Source organism: Roseobacter fucihabitans, from assembly GCF_014337925.2.
Lineage (GTDB): Bacteria > Pseudomonadota > Alphaproteobacteria > Rhodobacterales > Rhodobacteraceae > Roseobacter > Roseobacter fucihabitans.
The window spans coordinates 513190-532545 of sequence record NZ_CP143423.1 but is presented as its reverse complement, the minus strand read 5'-3'; the positions used below and the strand labels follow the sequence as shown (position 1 = coordinate 532545).

General features: G+C 60.1%; 17 protein-coding genes. 6 read left to right on the top strand and 11 right to left on the bottom strand.

The features are described from left to right. Positions 1 to 2: 2 nt before the first annotated feature. Positions 3 to 422, bottom strand: a complete 420-nt coding sequence (locus ROLI_RS02615; RefSeq protein WP_187429166.1) for a VOC family protein — start codon at positions 420 to 422, stop codon at positions 3 to 5. A gap of 50 nt (positions 423 to 472) precedes the next feature. Between ROLI_RS02615 and ade the strand changes: the two genes are divergently transcribed. The 3 genes from ade (at position 473) to ROLI_RS02600 (ending at position 4163) form a co-directional block, all read left to right on the top strand. After that, positions 473 to 2275 carry an adenine deaminase gene (gene ade, locus ROLI_RS02610; RefSeq protein ID WP_187429124.1) on the top strand — a complete coding sequence of 601 codons (1803 nt, stop codon included), beginning with the start codon at positions 473 to 475 and terminating at the stop codon, positions 2273 to 2275. Next, complete coding sequence (locus ROLI_RS02605) at positions 2272 to 3735, top strand: AMP nucleosidase (RefSeq protein ID WP_187429123.1); 1464 nt, start codon at positions 2272 to 2274, stop codon at positions 3733 to 3735. Before ade ends, ROLI_RS02605 begins: the two co-directional genes overlap by 4 nt. Positions 3736 to 3875: 140 nt before the next feature. Next, positions 3876 to 4163, top strand: a complete 288-nt coding sequence (locus ROLI_RS02600) for an HU family DNA-binding protein (protein ID WP_187429122.1) — start codon at positions 3876 to 3878, stop codon at positions 4161 to 4163. A 60-nt stretch (positions 4164 to 4223) separates the two neighbouring features. Here ROLI_RS02600 and ROLI_RS02595 read toward each other — a convergent pair whose 3' ends face one another. Continuing rightward, positions 4224 to 4850: a LysE family translocator gene (locus ROLI_RS02595; protein WP_187429121.1), complete on the bottom strand. Its 627-nt coding sequence runs from the start codon at positions 4848 to 4850 to the stop codon at positions 4224 to 4226. 138 nt (positions 4851 to 4988) lie between these two features. Here ROLI_RS02595 and ROLI_RS02590 point away from each other — a divergent pair, with 138 nt between their 5' ends. Next, positions 4989 to 5858, top strand: coding sequence for a DMT family transporter (locus tag ROLI_RS02590; RefSeq protein ID WP_187429120.1), 870 nt, complete (start codon positions 4989 to 4991; stop codon positions 5856 to 5858). A gap of 107 nt (positions 5859 to 5965) precedes the next feature. Here the strand turns inward: ROLI_RS02590 and ROLI_RS02585 are convergent, their stop codons facing one another. Further along, positions 5966 to 6487, bottom strand: coding sequence for a glutathione peroxidase (locus tag ROLI_RS02585; protein ID WP_187429119.1), 522 nt, complete (start codon positions 6485 to 6487; stop codon positions 5966 to 5968). Between the two features lie 135 nt (positions 6488 to 6622). Between ROLI_RS02585 and msrB the strand changes: the two genes are divergently transcribed. Together msrB and msrA are read left to right on the top strand one after the other, a co-directional pair. Further along, complete coding sequence (msrB, locus tag ROLI_RS02580; RefSeq protein WP_187429118.1) at positions 6623 to 7072, top strand: peptide-methionine (R)-S-oxide reductase MsrB; 450 nt, start codon at positions 6623 to 6625, stop codon at positions 7070 to 7072. Continuing rightward, positions 7069 to 7584, top strand: coding sequence for a peptide-methionine (S)-S-oxide reductase MsrA (gene msrA / locus ROLI_RS02575; protein ID WP_187429117.1), 516 nt, complete (start codon positions 7069 to 7071; stop codon positions 7582 to 7584). The genes msrB and msrA overlap by 4 nt, the downstream gene beginning before the upstream one ends. Before the next feature lie 78 nt (positions 7585 to 7662). On the opposite strand, the gene ROLI_RS02570 is transcribed toward msrA, so the two are convergent. From ROLI_RS02570 to ROLI_RS02535, 8 genes are all read right to left on the bottom strand, one after another. Next, entirely contained in the window at positions 7663 to 9666 is a 2004-nt protein-coding gene (locus ROLI_RS02570; protein ID WP_187429165.1) for a hydantoinase/oxoprolinase N-terminal domain-containing protein, read from the bottom strand. 64 nt (positions 9667 to 9730) lie between these two features. Beyond that, the gene (queG, locus tag ROLI_RS02565; protein WP_187429116.1) at positions 9731 to 10774 is read right to left on the bottom strand and encodes a tRNA epoxyqueuosine(34) reductase QueG; all 1044 of its coding nucleotides are present in this window, start codon (positions 10772 to 10774) and stop codon (positions 9731 to 9733) included. Positions 10775 to 10814: 40 nt separating this feature from the next. Further along, positions 10815 to 11480, bottom strand: coding sequence for a glutathione S-transferase family protein (locus ROLI_RS02560; protein ID WP_187429164.1), 666 nt, complete (start codon positions 11478 to 11480; stop codon positions 10815 to 10817). Positions 11481 to 11535: 55 nt separating this feature from the next. Further along, complete coding sequence (gene mtgA / locus ROLI_RS02555; RefSeq protein WP_187429115.1) at positions 11536 to 12255, bottom strand: monofunctional biosynthetic peptidoglycan transglycosylase; 720 nt, start codon at positions 12253 to 12255, stop codon at positions 11536 to 11538. A gap of 63 nt (positions 12256 to 12318) precedes the next feature. Continuing rightward, positions 12319 to 16851, bottom strand: coding sequence for a glutamate synthase large subunit (gene gltB / locus ROLI_RS02550; RefSeq protein ID WP_187429114.1), 4533 nt, complete (start codon positions 16849 to 16851; stop codon positions 12319 to 12321). Beyond that, positions 16851 to 17330, bottom strand: coding sequence for a GFA family protein (locus ROLI_RS02545; protein ID WP_187429113.1), 480 nt, complete (start codon positions 17328 to 17330; stop codon positions 16851 to 16853). Before ROLI_RS02545 ends, gltB begins: the two co-directional genes overlap by 1 nt. Continuing rightward, entirely contained in the window at positions 17327 to 17752 is a 426-nt protein-coding gene (locus tag ROLI_RS02540) for a GFA family protein (RefSeq protein WP_187429112.1), read from the bottom strand. The genes ROLI_RS02545 and ROLI_RS02540 overlap by 4 nt, the downstream gene beginning before the upstream one ends. 103 nt (positions 17753 to 17855) lie before the next feature. Then, positions 17856 to 19286: an NAD(P)-dependent oxidoreductase gene (locus ROLI_RS02535; protein ID WP_187429111.1), complete on the bottom strand. Its 1431-nt coding sequence runs from the start codon at positions 19284 to 19286 to the stop codon at positions 17856 to 17858. Between the last annotated feature and the right edge of the window lie 70 nt (positions 19287 to 19356).

Here is a 19356-nt window from a genome sequence, read left to right as displayed (position 1 = left end):
CGCTAGAGCGGTCGACTTGGCACCCAGGCATAGCCATCCGCGCATAAGATATAGGCTTCGCGCAGGCCATGTGGTTTATCTGTCGGCGCTTGCAGGATCATCGCACCCCTTGCTTCCGCTTTGGCCACTGCCTCCTCGGGATCGGTATCATACAATCGAATCTCGATCCCGCCCCCGCGCGGCGGGTTTTCCGGCAGCATCCCTAACAGCGGGTTCGCGCCATAGGTGCCATCGCTGTGCAGTTGAAAAACTTCCGCCCCATAGGTGATGATCGCAAAATCATCGCTCAGCCGGCGCACCCCAACATCAAATACCCCCGTCAGAAACGCAGCCGTCGCCCGTACATCCCGCACCAGCAGGTTCAGACCAATCCCGTGCAGGCTTTTGCCGAAATCATCCGCTGTGACCGATTCATAGTCCATCATATACCCTCTATGCTTGAACATCCCTGAAACCCGTGGCACCTAGGGACATGACGACAGCTTCTATTCCAACATGGCCCGACTCTGCACCACAACTTATTGCCGTTGCCACAGGCCGCGCGCCCGCTGATACCGTTATACAGGGCGGTAAATGGGTCAATGTCCATACCCGCGAAATTCTGGACAACCACGATATCGCAATTATCGCAGGCCGCATCGCCTGTGTGGTGCCGGATGCCGCACATTGTATTGGCCCGGACACGCAGATCATCCAGGCCAATGGGCGCCATATGATCCCCGGCCTGTGTGATGGGCATATGCACATCGAATCCGGCATGCTGACCCCGGCGGAATTCGCCCGCGCCGTGATCCCGCATGGCACGACCTCTATGTTTACCGATCCCCATGAGATCGCCAATGTTCTGGGTCTGGCGGGCGTGCGCATGATGCATGACGAAGCCCTTATGCAGCCGGTCAATATCTTCACCCAGATGCCGTCCTGTGCGCCCTCCGCACCGGGTATGGAAACCACGGGTTTTGAAATATCTCCCGAGGATGTCGCGGAGGCGATGTCTTGGCCGGGTATCATCGGTCTGGGCGAGATGATGAACTTCCCCGGTGTGTCAAACGCCGATCCCAAGATGCTCGCCGAAATCGCCGCCACGCAACACGCGGGCAAAACCGTCGGCGGGCATTATGCCTCGCCCGATCTTGGGCCTGCCTTCGCGGGCTATGTGGCGGGCGGTCCCGCGGATGATCACGAAGGCACCTGCGAGGCCGATGCCATTGCGCGGATGCGCCAGGGCATGCGGTCAATGATCCGGCTCGGGTCCGCTTGGTATGACGTCGAAACCCAGATCACCGCGATCACCGAAAAGGGCCTTGATCCGCGCAATATGATTCTGTGCACGGATGATTGCCACTCCGGCACGCTGGTCAATGACGGGCATATGAACCGGGTTGTGCGCCATGCCATCAACTGTGGCTGTGATCCGCTGATTGCCCTGCAAATGGCCACGATTAACACCGCCACACATTTCGGACTGGAACGCGAGATTGGCTCGCTCACGCCGGGGCGGTGCGCGGATGTGATCCTGACCTCTGACCTCACCACCCTGCCGATTGAAACCGTGATCGCGCGCGGACAGATCGTGGCCGAAAACGGCGTCTGCCTCGTGGATTGCCCACATTACAATTGGCCCGATACCGCGCGCCAGACTGTCAACATGGGCAAAACGCTGGCGGCGGAGGATTTCACCATCCCCGCGCCCAAGGGGGCAAATGCCGTTCGCGCCAATGTCATTGGTGTGGTGGAAAATCAGGCACCCACCAAGGCGCTGCAATTCGAACTCCCCGTCACAGAGGGCCGCGTGCAGGCCACAGGCGAAGTCTGCCAAATCGCGCTGGTCGAACGCCACCGCGCCACCGGGTCGGTGACCAATGCCTTCGTGTCGGGCTTTGGGTATGACGGCCCCATGGCGATGGCCTCCACAGTCGCGCATGACAGCCACCATATGATCGTGGTCGGCACCGACGGCGCGCATATGGCGATGGCCGCCAATCGCCTCAACGAGGTCGGCGGCGGTATCGTGATCTTCAGGGACGGCGTTGAACTGGCGCTCGTGGAACTGCCCATCGCGGGCCTCATGTCAGACCGTCTCGCAACTGAGGTCGCCGCTAAGGCAGACCAGATGATGCAGGCCATGCGCGATTGCGGCTGCACGCTGAACAACGCCTATATGCAACATTCTCTTCTGGCCCTCGTGGTCATCCCCGAGTTGCGCATTTCCGACCTTGGATTGGTCGACGTGCGCAGCTTTGAATTCATACCAGTAATCGAGCCGCTTTCATGACACAGATCAAAACACCCGATGCCCCGCCAACGGAACAGTTCCATGATGCCAAATCCGCCGTTGCGCGCCTCGAAGAGCTCTACACGCAAGCCACGCACTTTCTGTGCTCGCATTTCATCGATGCAATTGCCAACGGCGCGCCCGCCGAACGCATCCGCGCGTTTTATCCCGAAGTGCTGTTTAAAACCTCCAGCTATGCGCAGGTCGACACGCGCCTCAGCTTTGGCCATGTCTCAGCACCCGGCAGTTTCCGCGCCACGATCACACGGCCCGATTTGTTTCGCAGCTACCTGGTGCAACAGATCGGCCTGTTGATTGAAAACCACGGCCAGCCGGTCAGCATCGGCCCCTCGAAAACCCCCATGCCGGTGCATTTTGCGGTCGCCCATGACGCCAATATCACCGTGCCCCAGGAAGGAGCCGCCGAATTTACCCTGCGCGATGTTTTTGACGTGCCGGATCTGTCGACGACCAACGATGACATCGTCAACGGGACCTATGTGTCCCCGGATGGGGTCGGCGCACTGGCCCCTTTTACCGCGCAACGGGTGGATTATTCATTGGCGCGCTTGTCGCATTACACTGCCACGGATGCGCCTCATTTCCAGAACCACGTGCTCTTTACCAACTACCAGTTCTATGTGTCGGAATTCGAAGCCTACGCGCGCGCGCAGCTGGATGATCCGGCCTCCGGCTATACCGCTTTTGTGTCGACCGATAATGCAACCATCACCACCGGGGATCAACCGCTCGCGGCCCCGATCAAAACACCGCAGATGCCGACCTACCATCTCAAACGTGCCGATGGCTCCGGCATCACGCTGGTCAATATCGGCATCGGCCCTTCAAATGCGAAAACCGCGACCGATCATATCGCCGTGCTGCGCCCGCATGCCTGGCTGATGGTCGGGCACTGTGCCGGTCTGCGTAATTCCCAGGCGCTGGGAGATTTCGTGCTGGCCCATGCCTATCTGCGCGAGGATCATGTGCTGGATGATGACCTGCCACCTTGGGTGCCGATCCCGGCGCTCGCCGAAATCCAGATCGCGCTGGAACAGGCCGTGGCGCAGGTCACCAACCTTGAGGGCTATGAGCTCAAGCGCATCATGCGCACCGGCACGGTCGCCACCTATGACGATCGCAACTGGGAATTGCGCGATCAATCCGGCCCGGTGCAGCGCCTGAGCCAGTCGCGTGCAGTGGCACTCGACATGGAAAGTGCGACAATTGCCGCCAATGGATACCGGTTTCGTGTGCCATATGGCACATTGTTATGTGTCTCGGACAAGCCGCTGCACGGTGAATTGAAACTGCCGGGGATGGCGTCTGATTTCTATAAAACGCAAGTTACACGCCATTTGATGATCGGAATTCAGGCGATGGAACGGCTACGTGACATGCCGCTGGAACGCATCCACAGCCGGAAATTACGCTCCTTTGAGGAGACAGCCTTCCTCTGAGAGCCCAAAACCCAATAAAATAGGTTAATATTGCATGTTTTTCCTTGCATTACTCTACTAATCGTTGTGTTCATACACAACATCCGGGTAGATTTCGGACATGAGGCCCTACTGTTCGGGCAGCGAAGGAGAATAAGAACATGGCAAAACCAATGACAAAGACACAGCTCGTCGCGGCCCTGGCCGAAGAGATGGGTGGCGACAAGAAATCCGCAGGCGCGGCGCTCGAAGCCGTTTGCAACCTGATCACCAAGGAAGTTTCCGGCGGTGGCGCAGTGACCCTGCCCGGCGTTGGCAAAATCTATTGCCGCGAACGCCCAGAGCGCATGGTGCGCAACCCCGCCACGGGCGAGCAATTCAAAAAAGACGCGGACAAGGTGGTCAAAATGACCATCGCCAAAGCGCTCAAGGACAGCGTGAACGGCTAATGCCTGCAACGCTCGACTTCAAGGGGTCGCCTTCGGGCGGCCTTTTTTTATGCCACGGCCCTAGCGCTGCGCCAGGAAAAGCCGGAGCGCTAGGGCTGCGAAAATCCCACCGGCGATGCGGTTCATCACCACCTGCGCGCGCGGCGTGCGCGCCAGCCATGCGCCCAGAAATCCCGCGCTCCAGGCGATGGCACCGAATACCACCAATGCACTCAGAACAAAGACACCGCCGAAAATGAAGATTTGCGGTGTCACCGGACCCCGCGCGGGATCGGCAAATTGCGGCAAAAACGCCAGGAAAAAGATGGCGACCTTGGGGTTGGTCACGTTCATGATGACACCGCGCCCGATCAGCCGGATAGGGCTAAGCCCCGCGCCCCTGCCCCCGTTAATAACGGCTGGCCGCGCGCCAAAGGCTTTCCACGCCAGATACAACAAATAGCACCCGCCGACCGTCTTCAGCACGGCAAAGGACAGCGCGGAGGTCTGAAAGATCACCGCCACGCCCAGCGCCACCAAGCTTGTATGCACCAGCACGCCAAGACACAGGCCCAGCGTCACCATGATCCCCGCCACGCGCCCATGCAGCGCGGATTGGGTCAGCACAAAAATATTGTCTGGTCCCGGCGCAAGCGCCAACGCCACGGAGGCGGTGATGAACACGATCATGACGTCCGGTGCAATCATTTGAGGCTCCCATCGGCGCGGTGTTTCCGGCCCGCCCCCTCCTACCCCAGCCCTTGCGCCCAGACCAGAGCGGCTTGCCCTCCCTGCGGAATTGCGAAAGACTCAGCCGGAGCGATCAAGGCGAAGGCACAGACATCCATGGACATACGCGCGATTCTGGCGGGGCTTGCTTTTGCGCTCATGTGGTCCTCGGCCTTTACCTCGGCGCGCATCATCGTGGCGGATGCCACCCCGCTGGCCGCTTTGACGCTGCGCTATCTGATCTCGGGGCTGCTGGGCGTCGCAATTGCGCGGATGCTGGGGCAATCGTGGCATTTAACACCTGCACAATGGCGCGCTACGATCATCTTTGGCGTGCTGCAAAACGCGGTTTACCTCGGGTTGAACTTTGTGGCGATGCAAACCATCGAGGCCTCGGTGGCGGCGATCATCGCCTCCACCATGCCGCTGCTCGTAGCACTTGCCGGGTGGGTATTCCTCAAAGAAGGGCTGAAACCGCTGGCCATCGCAGGACTTGTCGCGGGGCTCATAGGCGTCGCGCTGATCATGGGCGCACGCATCAATGGCGGTGTCGATCTGTTTGGGCTGATGCTCTGCGGCATCGGCGTCGCGGCGCTGACGGTCGCCACTCTCTCGGTCCGCGGGGCCACGTCTGGGGGGAACTTCCTGATGATCGTGGGGTTGCAGATGCTGGTGGGCTGCGTCGCGCTTGCCATCGCCACCGCGCTTTTTGAGACGCCCCGTTTCACACCAAGCTGGGCGCTGACAGCGGCCTTTGCCTATACCACGCTGATCCCGGGGCTGGCTGCGACCTTCGTATGGTTCTGGCTGGTCAACCGCATCGGGGCAACGCGGGCGGCCACCTTTCACTTTCTCAACCCGTTTCTGGGTGTCGCCATCGCCGCCCTGTTGCTCGGCGAAAGCCTCGGCGCGCGCGACGTTCTGGGCGTGTTGATCATCGCTCTGGGGATCCTGGCGGTGCAGCTGTCGCGCCAACCCAAACGTTAGGATCATCATTTTGCGGGCGCGCACCCCCCGCGCAAATGGCCCCAGGGCAGCGCGCCATCCCGCACGTAGAACCAACAATCGCTGAGTGCCCGGACCTCTGCCCGCGCTCAGTTCAGCAGCGCGTCAATTTCACGGGTGATCTGGGGCGATTGCGGCTTGGTCGCCGACCCCCAGGTGCCAACGACCGTGCCATCTGGCCCGACCAGCACCTTGTTGAAATTCCAGCGGGGCCGAAAACCCGTCTGCGCGGCGACATCAAGGTAAAACGGATGCGCGCCGGGCCCTTTGACCGGCGTGATATCTGCCATCGGCAGGTCCAGCCCATAGTTGATCTCGCAGAATTCCTTGACCTCTTCGGCGCTCCCGAGTTCCTGATTGAAATCATCCGAGGGCACGGCAAGCACCACCAACCCGCGGTCGCGATATTCATCATAGAGCGCCTGCAAACCCGCGTATTGCCCGGTGAAGCCGCATTGCGAGGCCGTGTTCACGACGAGCAGCGGTTGCCCGGCCCAGTCCGAGGTCTCCAACGTACCGCCGTCAATGGACGCGAAGGAATGGGACGACATACCGGCCATCGCCGCCGTAGCCATCACCCAGCCCGTGAGTATCGCAATAAGCCGTATCATTGAAATCTCCTCAACCGTTAGTTGCCAATATAGAGCACGTAGGATCAAAAGCACGTGAAGACTGCCGCCTACTTTTCCCCTTTTAATCCACGCGATTTGTCCCATCTTATATCGAAAGGTTAAAAGGAGCGTTTCATGCCCAAATATGAAAAAACCGATGCGGCGGTCTCGAAACTGTCGCTCGAAGAATACCGCGTGACCCAGCAAAACGGGACCGAACGTCCCGGCACCGGCAAACTGCTGGGCAATAAGGAGCCGGGGATCTATGTCGATATCGTGTCGGGGGAGCCGCTGTTTGCTTCGGCGGATAAGTACGAAAGCGGCTGTGGTTGGCCCAGCTTCACCAAACCCATCGAGCCCGCCTATGTGAGCGAATTGCGAGATGCCACGCTTGGTATGGTGCGCACCGAAGTGCGCTCAACCCACGGCGACAGTCATTTGGGTCATGTGTTCCCCGACGGGCCACAGGATCGGGGCGGGTTGCGGTATTGCATTAATTCGGCCTCTCTGCGCTTCGTTCACCGCGACGACATGGAAGCGGCGGGTTACGGCGAATATCTGGATCAAGTGGAGGATGTGGCATGAGCCATCAACGCGCCGTTCTGGCAGGGGGATGTTTCTGGGGGATGCAGGATCTGATCCGCAAACGCCCCGGTGTTGTGGCCACCCGTGTCGGCTATACCGGGGGCGATGTGCCCAATGCGACCTATCGCAACCACGGGACCCACGCCGAGGGGATCGAGGTCATCTTTGACCCTGCAGTGATCAGCTACCGCGACATATTGGAACTCTTCTTCCAGATCCACGACCCGACCACGCCAAACCGGCAAGGCAATGATCGCGGTCTCAGTTACCGTTCCGCCATCTATTATGTGGACGAGGCGCAACGCGAGATCGCGCAGGACACCATCGCGGATGTCGAGGCCTCCGGTCTCTGGCCCGGCAAGGTAGTGAGCGAAATCGAGCCCGTCGGCCCATTCTGGGAAGCGGAACCGGAGCATCAGGACTATCTGGAGCGCGTGCCAAATGGCTATACCTGCCACTTCCCGCGCGCCGATTGGGTCTTGCCGAAACGCGCGCCGCAGGCGGCGGAATAGGATCACATCACATGTGTTGCGCACCCCATCAGGCGGGCGACACGTGCCTGTGCCGCACATGCTGCGGACCTGAAACCCCTATGTTGCAACCCTAGGGCGGCCTGTGGCCTCGACGCTCACATGCGCCTCGATGAACACCTCCCGCGCCTCCACGCCAGCCACGCGAATATCACGGCTCATGCTCACCTGCACATCCGCAGCACCCGCTGCCAGTGCAGCCTCGCGTGCCTCCCGCTGCAGCGTGCTTTCCAGCAGCGCCATGGCCTCCGCCTGCACGGTGAAATCCTGCGGGCCGGCCTCCAGATGTACGCGAAACCGACCCTCTGAGGGCGACGTCACCGTTCCGCTGCGCCGCATCGTGACCCGTCCGACCACCGCCCCGATGGCATTGGCCACCTCGCCGTGAAGCGGCAGGATCATCTCGACCCCCAAGGCCTCACCGACCTGTGGATAATAGCTGCCCGCCGAGGCGCCCAGCCCCACAACAGGCACATTCAATCCTGCGTTGATGCGTACCAGATCCCCGCCCCCACGCAGGCCCCGCTGCATCAATTCATGCGCTGCAAGCCCTTCCACTGCGCCCTCAAACGCCTCGCTTTCACCCGCAAAAGCCGCCTCCAACAGCGCCAGTTGCGTCTGATACCGCAACCGCTCCACGATCTTCACGGCCATCGCTGGCGCATCCGCCGCCAACCGGTCCCCCGAGCCGACCCGTTTGCGCGCAAACAGCGTCAAGGCCTTTTCTGCCGCCACCGCGTCCCAAGTATCGGCCAGCCCCAGAACATGGCTCGCATCCGAGGGCGTCAACCCGCTCACCTGCACCAAGCCCCGCGCCACCAAACGCCCCAGCGCACCCTGTTCGATCCGCGCGCGCAGCACATCCGAGAGCGGGTGCACATCCCCGCCAATCCGCTCCAACAGGGCCGCTTCGCGCGAGTCGATCCCTTCGCGCGACAGCCCCGCAATGGCGCGCACGAACCGCGCGTCAAACTCACCGGGCACGGTGCTGCGCAGCTGTTTATCCAAGGTCGTATGCACCATGTCCGGCGCATCCATCGCCAGCAAAGACACCGGCAACAGCCGGCGCGGCCCGAGCGTCACGCCGCCCTGCAACCCCTCGGCCATGGCCTGCACTTCGCTATCCCCGCCCAGCCCCGTGGTGCGCATCGCCACGGCCTCTACCATGGTACGAAAACCGCCCACGCGGGCGCCGCCCGGATCAATCATCGGCTTGCCGTTTTGCAACAGCGCAATATCCGTCGTCGTGCCGCCAATATCGCTGACCAGCGCGCGATCCGACCCGGTCAACCAGCGCGCTCCAACAATCGAGGCCGCAGGCCCGCTCAGGATGGTCTCGATCGGACGCGCGCGGGCCTGTTCGGCGGAAATTAGCGCCCCATCGCCGCGCACCACCATCATCGGTGCACCCACACCAAGATCAATCAACACCTGCTCTGCCCGCCCGATCAACCGGTCGATCATGCCGATCAACCGCGCGTTCAGCACCGCCGTCACCGCGCGTTTCGGCCCGTTGAGCCGGGCAGAGAGTTGATGCGAGGCGGACACCGGCTTGGCCGTCATCTGACTGATCAACGCCGCTGCACGCATTTCATGCGCAGGGTTGCGCGTGGCAAATTGCGCGGCGACGGCGAAACCGCTCACCTCCTGCGCATGTCTCTCAAGAAAAGCGCAGATCGCCGCTTCGTCCAGCCCCTGCGCCTCATTGCCGGCATGATCATGCCCGCCCGCGCAAATCAGAGACGGATCCCCCTTGAGCGCCTCCGATAACCCCTGCGCGCCCAGGTCACGCTCGCGAAACCCGATATAGATCAGCGCAACACGCCCGCCCTGCCCCTCAACAAGCGCGTTGGTCGCCAAGGTCGTGGACAATGAAGCCATGGAAATGGCACTGGCGGGGATCTGTGCCGCATCCAATACCGCGCGCACCGCACCGCCGACGCCAATCGCCAGATCTTCGCGTGTCGTCAGCGCCTTGGCACTGGCGATGACCTCCGTTTCATCGCGGATCAACACCGCATCAGTGTAGGTTCCACCGGTGTCCACACCCAATAAAATTGCCACTACACTCTCCGCCATTTCGCGTTTGAAACGACCGGGTTCTGATGGTTTTGCCAGCACTTTCGCATCACGCGACGTCCAACTGCGCCACGGCCCAACGCGCTGCTTCCGCCACCACCGGATCAGTGTCACCCGTCAAGCCCACTGCCACGCCGCGCAATTCCGGCAAGCTCGAATTCCCGATCGCGTAAAGCACATTGCGCACGAACCGATCCCGTCCGATCCGCTTGATCGGGGAGCCGGAAAACAGCATGCGAAACCCCGTGTCGTCCAGCTGGGCAAGCTCTGCCAGCCGCGCATTCGCCAGTTCGGGACGCGGGTGCAATCGAATATCACGCGCCGCCACGGCGAATTTATTCCAAGGGCAAACTGCAAGGCAATCATCGCAACCATAAATCCGATTTCCCATACGCTTGCGTAGGTTAATGGGTATCGCGCCCGTGTACTCAATCGTCAAATAGGAAATACACTTACGCGCATCCAGTTGATAAGGGGCGACAAATGCCGCCGTAGGACAAATATCCAGACAAGCACGGCAGGATCCGCAATGATCCACCTCCGCAGCATCAGGGACCAAATCCAGCGTTGTGAAGATCGCGCCCAGAAACGCCCAATTACCCCATTCCCGGCTCACCAGATTGGTGTGTTTACCCTGCCACCCCAACCCTGCCGCGGCACCCAGTGCCTTCTCTGGTACCGGGGCCGTATCTACAAATACCTTGACCTGCGCTGCATCGCCCGCCTCCGCAATCAACCAGCGTGCCACCCGCTTGAGGCGCTTTTTTACAACGTCATGGTAATCACGCCCCTGCGCATAAACCGAGATCGCCGCCCGCTCGGGATAGGCCAGAACCTCCAACGGATCATGCGCAGGCGTATAGCTTTCAGCCAGCATGATCACGGAGCGCGCCTCGGGCCACAACGCTGCTGGATTACCCCGCCAGGCCATACGCTCCGCCATCCAATTCATCTGACCGTGATACCCTGCCGCCACAAAGGCCTCAAGCCGCGCAGGGACCTCCGGAACGGCATCAGGACGGCAAATCCGGCAGGCGATGAACCCCTCATCCAAGGCCTTTGCTACCAGCTTCGACTTAAGCGTCGAACTCATCTTTCATTGTTCCACAAATATGCAAACAACGAAAACCACCTCAAAAATCCAGATCATTATAATGACGCGGCGGGGGAAACCCCGACACCTGATCAGCCAGAATGGATCGGAAGGCCGGGCGCGATTTAATCTTGGCGTACCAGTCCTTCACGACATCCGAGCGGTTCCAATCCACGTCCGAAATGTAATCCAGACAACTCAGATGCGCCGCAGCAGCAAAATCGGCCAGCGTCATTGCATCCCCCGCCAGCCAGCGGCGATGGTCTAGCAACCAGGTCATGTAATCGAGATGATATTTGATCGCCTTGGCCCCCGCCTTGACGTTGCCGCTGTCGGGATAACCTTTGCCCATGACCTTCTTGTTGACCCGCTCATAGAGCAGTTTGGACGTCACCTCATGGTGAAATTTATCATCAAACCAACTCACCAACCGGCGCACTTCGAGCCGCGCAACCGGATCCTGCGGGATCAACACGGGGTCCGGGCGCGTCTCTTCGATATACTCGCAAATCGCACCGCTTTCGGCCATCATGATGCCGTCGAGCTTGAGCACCGGCACCTTGCCCGCAGGGTTGCGGCGCAGGAAATCGGCGTCCTCTTCCCAATAGCGTTCCTCCACGAGTTCGACCTCGATCTTCTTTTCCGCAAGGCTCAGACGCACCTTGCGACAAAACGGCGAGAGGGGGACGTGAAACAGGCGCGCCATGGCAAAATCCGGGTTGTTCGAGGTCACCCTTCAATGCCCGCAACCGCCACCAAATTCAACTCTCGAAACAGGCCGCGCGCCCATCTTTGCCGATTGTCGCAGCCCCTGAGAGGATTGCGCGGGTCCGTTTGCGTACGAAATCAGACGGGCGGCTGGCCGAACGCCCTTTGGGGTCAGGCAGAATCGCGGCCAGACGCGCGGCCTGCACATCGCTTAACTGCGCCGGGGTGACGCCAAAATAATGCTGCGACGCCGCTTTTACGCCAAACACGCCCTCGTCGAATTCGGCCACGTTCAGGTAAACCTCGACGATGCGCCGCTTGGACCAGAACGCTTCCAACACCGGGGTCAACAGGGCTTCCAGAGCCTTGCGCGTATAATTGCGCCCATGCCAGAGATAGACGTTTTTCACAGTTTGCTGGCTGATCGTAGACGCCCCCCGATTGCTGCCTTGCGCAATCGCGGCCTTGATCGCGGGCAAATCGAAACCCCAATGGGTACAGAAATTCGCATCCTCTGCGGCCACCACGGCGCGCGCCATCACTGGCGCAATCGCGGCCATCTCTACCCAGTCCTGTGACACCCCGCCCAGACGGCGGGATTCGGCGCTCATATAGGGGGTCGTCGGCGGGTTAACCACCGCGCCCAGCGCGATCAGCAGCAGAACGATGCCGATAAAGCCCAAGAGGCTGCGCCATATGATCTTACGGACCCTGCGCCGCAGAGATGCAGAGGAGCGAGCCTTACCGACCTTCTTTTTCGCGCGCGGTGCCATGACCTAGCTATAGGGTCGCCCAGCGGGCTTGTGAACCGCAAAGACACAAGGTGAGCCGGGCGATCATTCCGCGGGAAGGGCGGTCTCCTCGATCTCTAGCGGAGCGGGCAAATGCACCAGCATCTCCTTGGGGCAGACCTGTAGAAAATGGTGCTTTTCGCTCTCCCAATGTTGCAGGATGTCCGCCGCACGTCGGCTGCCAGTCTCGCGCAGATGCGTTTCGATCAGCGTTTCCAATTGCAGCATCCAGTGATCCACCGTGACCGGACAGGTCACCAGCGTTTCCATGTTCATCATCGCTGGGGCCTTATCTTCGGGGTCATAAAGATAGGCCATGCCGCCCGTCATCCCGGCCCCGAAATTGGCACCGATATCGCCCAGGATCACCGCCACACCGCCGGTCATATATTCACACCCGTTGGACCCGCAGCCCTCGATCACCACCTTGGCCCCCGAATTACGCACAGCAAACCGCTCGCCCGCACGCCCGGCGGCGAATAAATACCCATCCGTCGCGCCATAAAGCACTGTGTTGCCTATGATGGTATTCTTGGCCGCCTCGATGGGGGATGCCATCGGTGGGCGCACCACGATCGTGCCGCCCGACAAGCCCTTGCCGACGTAATCATTGGCATCCCCGGAGACTTCGAGCTTCAGGCCCGGTGCGGCAAAAGCCCCCAGCGATTGACCCGCAGATCCCGACAACTTCACCGTCAGGTGATCGGGTTGCAGCTGATTGCGCATGCCGAACTTCTTGACAATATGGCTTGAGGTGCGCGTGCCCACGGTACGATGTGTGTTCTGCACCGCATAGGACAATTGCATCTTTTCACCGTCCTCCAGGAACCGCGCGGCATCGCGCACGATCTCCGCATCCAGCGTATCAGGCACCGGGTTCCGCGGCTTGGCGCGGTCATAAACAATCTCGGCTGCCCCATCCACGGTGATTAAAAGCGGGTTCAGATCCAGATCATCCAGATGCGAAGATCCCCGGCTGACCTGCGCCAGAAGATCGGCGCGCCCGATCACATCATCCAAGGACCGCGCTCCGATCCGGGCTAGGATTTCGCGTACTTCAGTGGCGTAAAAGGTGATCAGGTTCACGACCTTATCGGCATTGCCGGTGAATTTTTCACGCAGTGATTCATCCTGCGTGCACACGCCCACGGGGCAGGTGTTGGACTGGCACTGGCGCACCATGATGCAGCCCATCGCGATCAGGGCTGCGGTGCCGATGCCATATTCCTCAGCCCCCAGCATCGCCGCCATGACAATATCACGCCCGGTGCGCAAACCGCCATCGGTGCGCAATGTCACCCGCTCGCGCAGGTTGTTCATGCTCAATACCTGATGCGCCTCAGTGAGGCCCATTTCCCAGGGCAGGCCTGCGTATTTGATGGAGGTTGCGGGGCTCGCACCGGTGCCACCGTTATGGCCCGAAATCAGGATGATATCGGCCTTGGCCTTGGCCACCCCGGCGGCAATTGTACCGACACCGGATGAGGCCACCAGCTTTACCGTCACCTTGCAGCGCGGGTTGATCTGTTTGAGGTCATAAATCAGCTGCGCCAGGTCCTCGATGGAATAAATATCGTGGTGCGGCGGCGGTGAAATCAGCGTCACGCCCTTGGTCGAATGGCGCAGCCGCGCAATCAGGTCCGTGACCTTCATCCCCGGCAACTGCCCGCCCTCGCCGGGCTTGGCACCCTGCGCAACCTTGATCTCCAACTCTTCGCATTGGTTGAGGTATTCCGCCGTGACGCCGAAACGCCCACTCGCGACCTGTTTGATCTTGGCCGAGGGGTTGTCCCCATTCGGTTCCGGCACGAAATGTGCAGGGTCTTCGCCGCCCTCGCCGCTATCGGATTTCGCACCGATCCGGTTCATCGCCACGTTCAGCGTCTTATGCGCCTCAGGGCTCAACGCCCCAAGCGACATGCCTGGTGTGACGAAACGCTTGCGGATCGAGGTGATGCTCTCGACCTCCTCCAACGGAATCGATTTGCCCAGCGGTTTGATCTCCAACAGATCGCGCAAATGGATCGGCGGGTTGCTCTGCATCTTGGCCGAATATTGCTTCCACATCTCATAAGAGGCCTTGTTGCACGCCATCTGCATCATATGCATCGAGGTCGCTTCCCAGGCATGGGTCTCGCCGGATTTGCGCGCCTTGTAAAAACCACCGATGGGCAGCACGGAGGAAGCCGCCCCCCAGGCCCGCGCGTGAACCTCTTCGGCTTTGCGCTGAATGCCGATCACGCCGATGCCCGAAATCCGGCTGGTCATGCCGGGGAAATATTCCGCCACCATCGCACGGGACAGGCCCACCGCTTCGAAATTGAGCCCGCCGCGATAGGAGGAAATAACCGAAATGCCCATCTTGGCCATGATCTTGAGCAAGCCCTGATCAATCGCCACACGGTAACGATCAATCGCCTTGGTCAGCGTCATATCAAGCAGACCGCGTTCAATCCGATCCGCCAATGAATCCTCAGCGAGATAGGCGTTGACGATGGTCGCCCCCGCTCCAATGAGCACCGCGAAATAATGCGGATCCACACATTCGGCTGAGCGCACATTGATCGAGGTAAAGGTGCGCAGACCCTTGCGCACCAGATGGCTGTGCACGGCTGAGGTCGCCAGGATCATCGGCATAGCAACCTTATCCGCATTCGACAGCTGATCGGTCAGCACGATATGCCCGGCACCGGACCGCACTGCGTCTTCGGCCTCCGCCCGGATACGCTCAAGCCCCGCGCTCAAGGTTTCGCCGCCGGGGGTAAAGGTACAATCCAGCGTCACCAGTTCCGAGTTGAAATGCGTGGTGAGTTCCTGAAACTGCGCATTACCCATGAAGGGGCTGTCCAGCGTCAGAATCTCGGTCTGGCTGCTGTCCTCATCGAGCACGTTCTTGAGGTTCCCGAAGCGTGTCTTCAGGCTCATCACCCTGAATTCACGCAAGGAATCAATAGGCGGGTTGGTCACCTGGCTGAAATTCTGGCGGAAAAAATGGCTCAAGGGGCGGTATTGCCCGGATAAGACAGCCGACGGGGTATCATCCCCCATCGAGGCCAGTACCTCTTTGGCGTCCTCTGCCATCGGGGCCAGAATCTGCTCCAGCTCCTCCACGGTATAACCCGCCGCCACCTGCCGCTTGCGCAGCTCACCCCCGGTAAAAATTGGCTTTTCGGTCACATGGCCCAACGCCTCTTCGAGATCATTGATCTTGCCCACCCAATCACCGAAGGGTTGGGAGGCCGCCAGCTTGTTCTTGATCGCCTTGTCATGGAACAATTCGCCGGTTTTCATGTCCACAGCCAGCAATTGCCCCGGACCCAACGCGCCTTTTTCAACCACATTGGCCTCGTTCAAAGGCACCATGCCGGTCTCGGAACCCGCGATCAGCATGCCAGCCTTCGTCACGACGTATCGCATCGGCCGCAGCCCGTTGCGATCCAGCCCCGCGCAAACCCAACGCCCATCGGTCATCGCCAACGCCGCCGGACCATCCCAGGGCTCCATCACCGAGTTGCAATAGGAATACATATCGCGCCAGGCCTGCGGCAATTCAATCGCCTGTTTCGACCAGCTTTCGGGGACCAGCATGGTTTTGGCCATCGGCGCATTGCGCCCCGCGCGCACCAAGACCTCGAAAACGGCATCCAACGCCGCACTATCGGATGATCCCGCCGCGACGATGGGCTTGATATCCTCGGCCATATCGCCGAACGCACTGGATGCCATGCGGATCTCATGGCTTTTCATCCAATTCAGGTTGCCCTTGAGCGTATTAATCTCGCCGTTATGCGCCAACATGCGGAACGGCTGCGCCAACCACCATTGTGGAAATGTATTGGTGGAATAGCGCTGGTGATAAATCGCAAAGGCGCTCTCGAAACGCTCATCCATCAGGTCGGGGTAAAACTCCGCCACCTGTTCGGCCAGCATCATACCCTTGTAAATGATCGACCGGCACGACATCGAAGCAATATATAATGTCGGCACCTGTGCGGCCAAAGCCGCCTTTTCAATGCGCCGCCGGATCACATAAAGTTCGCGCTCAAATGTGTCCTCATCCACGCCCTTGGCGTTGGAGATCAGGATCTGTTCGATCTCGGGCCGGGTCGCATTGGCCTTATCACCCAGGCATGAAATATCCACCGGCACATGGCGCCAGCCATAGATGTAATAGCCCATGCGCAACACTTCAGTTTCCACGATTGTGCGACATGTTTCCTGCGCACCAAAATCGGTGCGCGGCAAAAACACCTGCCCCACAGCGATCAACTCGCCTTTGCGCGGCGCGTGGCCCGTTCGTTTAACCTGATCGTAAAAGAAATCGACCGGAATTTGCACGTGGATGCCCGCACCATCCCCGGTCTTGCCATCCGCATCCACCGCACCCCGGTGCCAGATCGCCTTCAGCGCCTTGATGCCGTTTTCCACAACACCACGGCTTTTCTTGCCGTCAATGGACACTACAAGACCGACGCCACAGGAGGAATGCTCCTCGGAGGTATCATAAAGACCGTTTTCCGCCATAAGGCTGCGTTTGGCTTCTTCGCGTGCAACCCATGCGTCATCATATGTGGTCATCAGTTGTCTCCTTCAACAAAGGGGTGTTTGGCCTGTACCTCGGCCCGTGTTCTGCGGATGTGTTCACCCTTGAGGCACGCATAATTCGGCGCAAGGTCTGTGTAGATTTCGGACAGAAGCGCAAAATCCGCTGCTTCTTTGAAAAGCCCCGGAAAAAGCTCGATCTCCGGTTCATCCCGGTCAGTGGCCCTCAGCCAGATTGGGCTGCCGCAGGTCTCACAAAAGCCCCGCTCTGAGAAGGAGGAGGAGACATAGCTGCGCACGGGCCCCGTGACCGCGACCCCCTGCGTCTCAGCCACAAAGGAGCCGAACAGCATCCCGCTCCACCGTTGGCACATGACGCAGTGGCAGGCACCGATCGCCGCGACATACTTGCCGTCAACCTCGATGCTGACCGCACCGCAAAGGCACCGGCCCGAAAGTCGGCCGGTGCGCCGGTGTGGTGCAATCAGGGCGTCTCTCGCCGCTGCATCCGTCATGCGTCATCCCCGCTAAACATCGCAATTGTCTCTTCAGTGCTTAGCCTGCGGTGATCCCCGCGCAACCCGTAGCCCTGCGGACATTGATCCGCGAAAAATTCCAGCTTCATCTCGCCACCGGCGGCATTTTCAAACAGCCCTGCGGCCAGATGACGTGCGCCGTCATGAACGGTGCCATACCAAAGTGTTGATCCGCAGGTGCCGCAGAAACCGCGTTCCGCCCATTCCGAGGAGCGAAAGCTTATGCCGGGACCTTCAATCACCATGCCTTCCTGCTCGGTATCCACCGAAATGAACATCCCGCTGGTATGTTGGCGGCACATGCCGCAATGACAGGCCCGCAAGCGCGGGTTCGGCGCATGCACCTTGATGGTGACCGCGCCGCAAAGGCAGCGCCCTTCAAGCATCGCCGCATCGTTCATATCACATCCTCTGCCCGAAAGGTCAGCAGCTGCGCCCTAGTACGCAAGACCCGTGCGGGCGGTGCACAGCATCGGTGCACAGGAGGTGTACAGGCCGTGACCCTCATTCTGCCGCCAGTGCCGCAGCGCCAAACCGGCCCAAAATCGCCTCGGCACAATCACGCCCATCCCGGATCGCCCAGACGACCAATGATGCGCCGCGCACGATGTCCCCCACCGCATAGACGCCCTCAAGGTCGGTCGCGCCGCTGGTGAACTCCGCCTTGATCGTGCCCCAGCGCGTGACCGGTAAATCGGGCTGGTCCCAAAGGGTCGGCAGGGCTTCGGGCTCAAAGCCCAGCGCCATGATCACGATGTCCGCACCCTCAACATAATCCGCACCCTCGATCACTTCCGGGGCCTGACGCCCGGTGGCATCCGGCGCACCCAGACGCATTTTCTGCACCATAACACCGGTCACGGGATCGCCCACAAACCCTTTGGGCGCACAGAGCCATTCAAACACCACGCCCTCTTCCTCGGCGTTCTGAACCTCGCGCTGGCTGCCCGGCATATTGGCGCGGTCGCGACGATAAAGGCACTTCACCGACGTCGCGCCCTGGCGCACCGACGTGCGCACGCAATCCATCGCCGTGTCGCCCCCGCCGATCACAACAACGCGCTTGCCTTCCGCGTTCAACTCACCGGAATCGAACTCCGGCACGGTGTCGCCAAAGCTCTTGCGGTTGCTCGCCGTCAGGAAATCAATCGCCCGCACAAGGCCCTTGCCGCCGACGCCCGGCGCTTCAATTTCCCTTGATTTATAAACACCTGTGGCGATGATCACCGCATCATGTTGCGCTCGAATATCCGCAAAACTGATATCCTTGCCGACCGTGGTATTGAGCTCAAACTTAACGCCACCCTCTTCGAATTGCGCATTGCGGCGCATCACGATGTCTTTTTCCAGCTTGAAACCGGGGATGCCATAGGTCAGCAATCCGCCCGCCCGATCATGGCTGTCATAGACCGTCACCTGCACGCCCGCGCGGCGCAGAACGTCAGCGGCGGCCAAGCCACCCGGACCGGCACCAATGATACCCACAGTTTCCGCGCGTTCTTGTGTGGGCGCAATCGGCAGCACCCAGCCTTGATCAAAGGCCGTGTCGGTAATGTATTTCTCCACGGCCCCAATGGTCACCGTGCCATGGCCCGATTTTTCGATCACGCAATTGCCCTCGCACAGGCGATCCTGCGGACAAATACGGCCACAAATCTCCGGGAAGGTATTGGTCGCCTGGCTGACCTCATAGGCTTCACGCAAGCGCCCTTCCGCCGTCAACCGCAGCCAGTCGGGGATATTATTGTGCAGGGGGCAATGGCTTTGACAATAAGGCACGCCGCATTGGCTGCACCGGCTGGATTGCTCCTTCGCCTTGGCCTCAGCATACTCCGCGTAGATTTCATTGAAATCTTCCCGGCGCATATCTGCTGTACGTTTCTCGGGCATATCCCGCTCAACGGTCACGAATTTCAACATGGGCTGTCCGGACATCGATCAATTCCTCCACGAACTCAGATGCGCAGCCTTACGCGAACCAAAACAGGAAATAAAGTCAGGATTA

What these genes read in the sequence shown, in the direction of transcription:
- ROLI_RS02560 (WP_187429164.1), bottom strand. Translation starts at nt 11,480, where the DNA reads ATGGCGCGCCTGTTTCACGTCCCCCTCTCGCCGTTTTGTCGCAAGGTG.
- ROLI_RS02535 (WP_187429111.1), bottom strand. Translation starts at nt 19,286, where the DNA reads ATGTCCGGACAGCCCATGTTGAAATTCGTGACCGTTGAGCGGGATATG.
- ROLI_RS02615 (WP_187429166.1), bottom strand. Translation starts at nt 422, where the DNA reads ATGGACTATGAATCGGTCACAGCGGATGATTTCGGCAAAAGCCTGCAC.
- queG (WP_187429116.1), bottom strand. Translation starts at nt 10,774, where the DNA reads ATGAGTTCGACGCTTAAGTCGAAGCTGGTAGCAAAGGCCTTGGATGAG.
- ROLI_RS02545 (WP_187429113.1), bottom strand. Translation starts at nt 17,330, where the DNA reads ATGACGGATGCAGCGGCGAGAGACGCCCTGATTGCACCACACCGGCGC.
- msrA (WP_187429117.1), top strand. Translation starts at nt 7,069, where the DNA reads ATGAGCCATCAACGCGCCGTTCTGGCAGGGGGATGTTTCTGGGGGATG.
- msrB (WP_187429118.1), top strand. Translation starts at nt 6,623, where the DNA reads ATGCCCAAATATGAAAAAACCGATGCGGCGGTCTCGAAACTGTCGCTC.
- ROLI_RS02595 (WP_187429121.1), bottom strand. Translation starts at nt 4,850, where the DNA reads ATGATTGCACCGGACGTCATGATCGTGTTCATCACCGCCTCCGTGGCG.
- ROLI_RS02605 (WP_187429123.1), top strand. Translation starts at nt 2,272, where the DNA reads ATGACACAGATCAAAACACCCGATGCCCCGCCAACGGAACAGTTCCAT.
- ade (WP_187429124.1), top strand. Translation starts at nt 473, where the DNA reads ATGACGACAGCTTCTATTCCAACATGGCCCGACTCTGCACCACAACTT.
- mtgA (WP_187429115.1), bottom strand. Translation starts at nt 12,255, where the DNA reads ATGGCACCGCGCGCGAAAAAGAAGGTCGGTAAGGCTCGCTCCTCTGCA.
- ROLI_RS02585 (WP_187429119.1), bottom strand. Translation starts at nt 6,487, where the DNA reads ATGATACGGCTTATTGCGATACTCACGGGCTGGGTGATGGCTACGGCG.
- ROLI_RS02600 (WP_187429122.1), top strand. Translation starts at nt 3,876, where the DNA reads ATGGCAAAACCAATGACAAAGACACAGCTCGTCGCGGCCCTGGCCGAA.
- ROLI_RS02590 (WP_187429120.1), top strand. Translation starts at nt 4,989, where the DNA reads ATGGACATACGCGCGATTCTGGCGGGGCTTGCTTTTGCGCTCATGTGG.
- ROLI_RS02540 (WP_187429112.1), bottom strand. Translation starts at nt 17,752, where the DNA reads ATGAACGATGCGGCGATGCTTGAAGGGCGCTGCCTTTGCGGCGCGGTC.
- gltB (WP_187429114.1), bottom strand. Translation starts at nt 16,851, where the DNA reads ATGACCACATATGATGACGCATGGGTTGCACGCGAAGAAGCCAAACGC.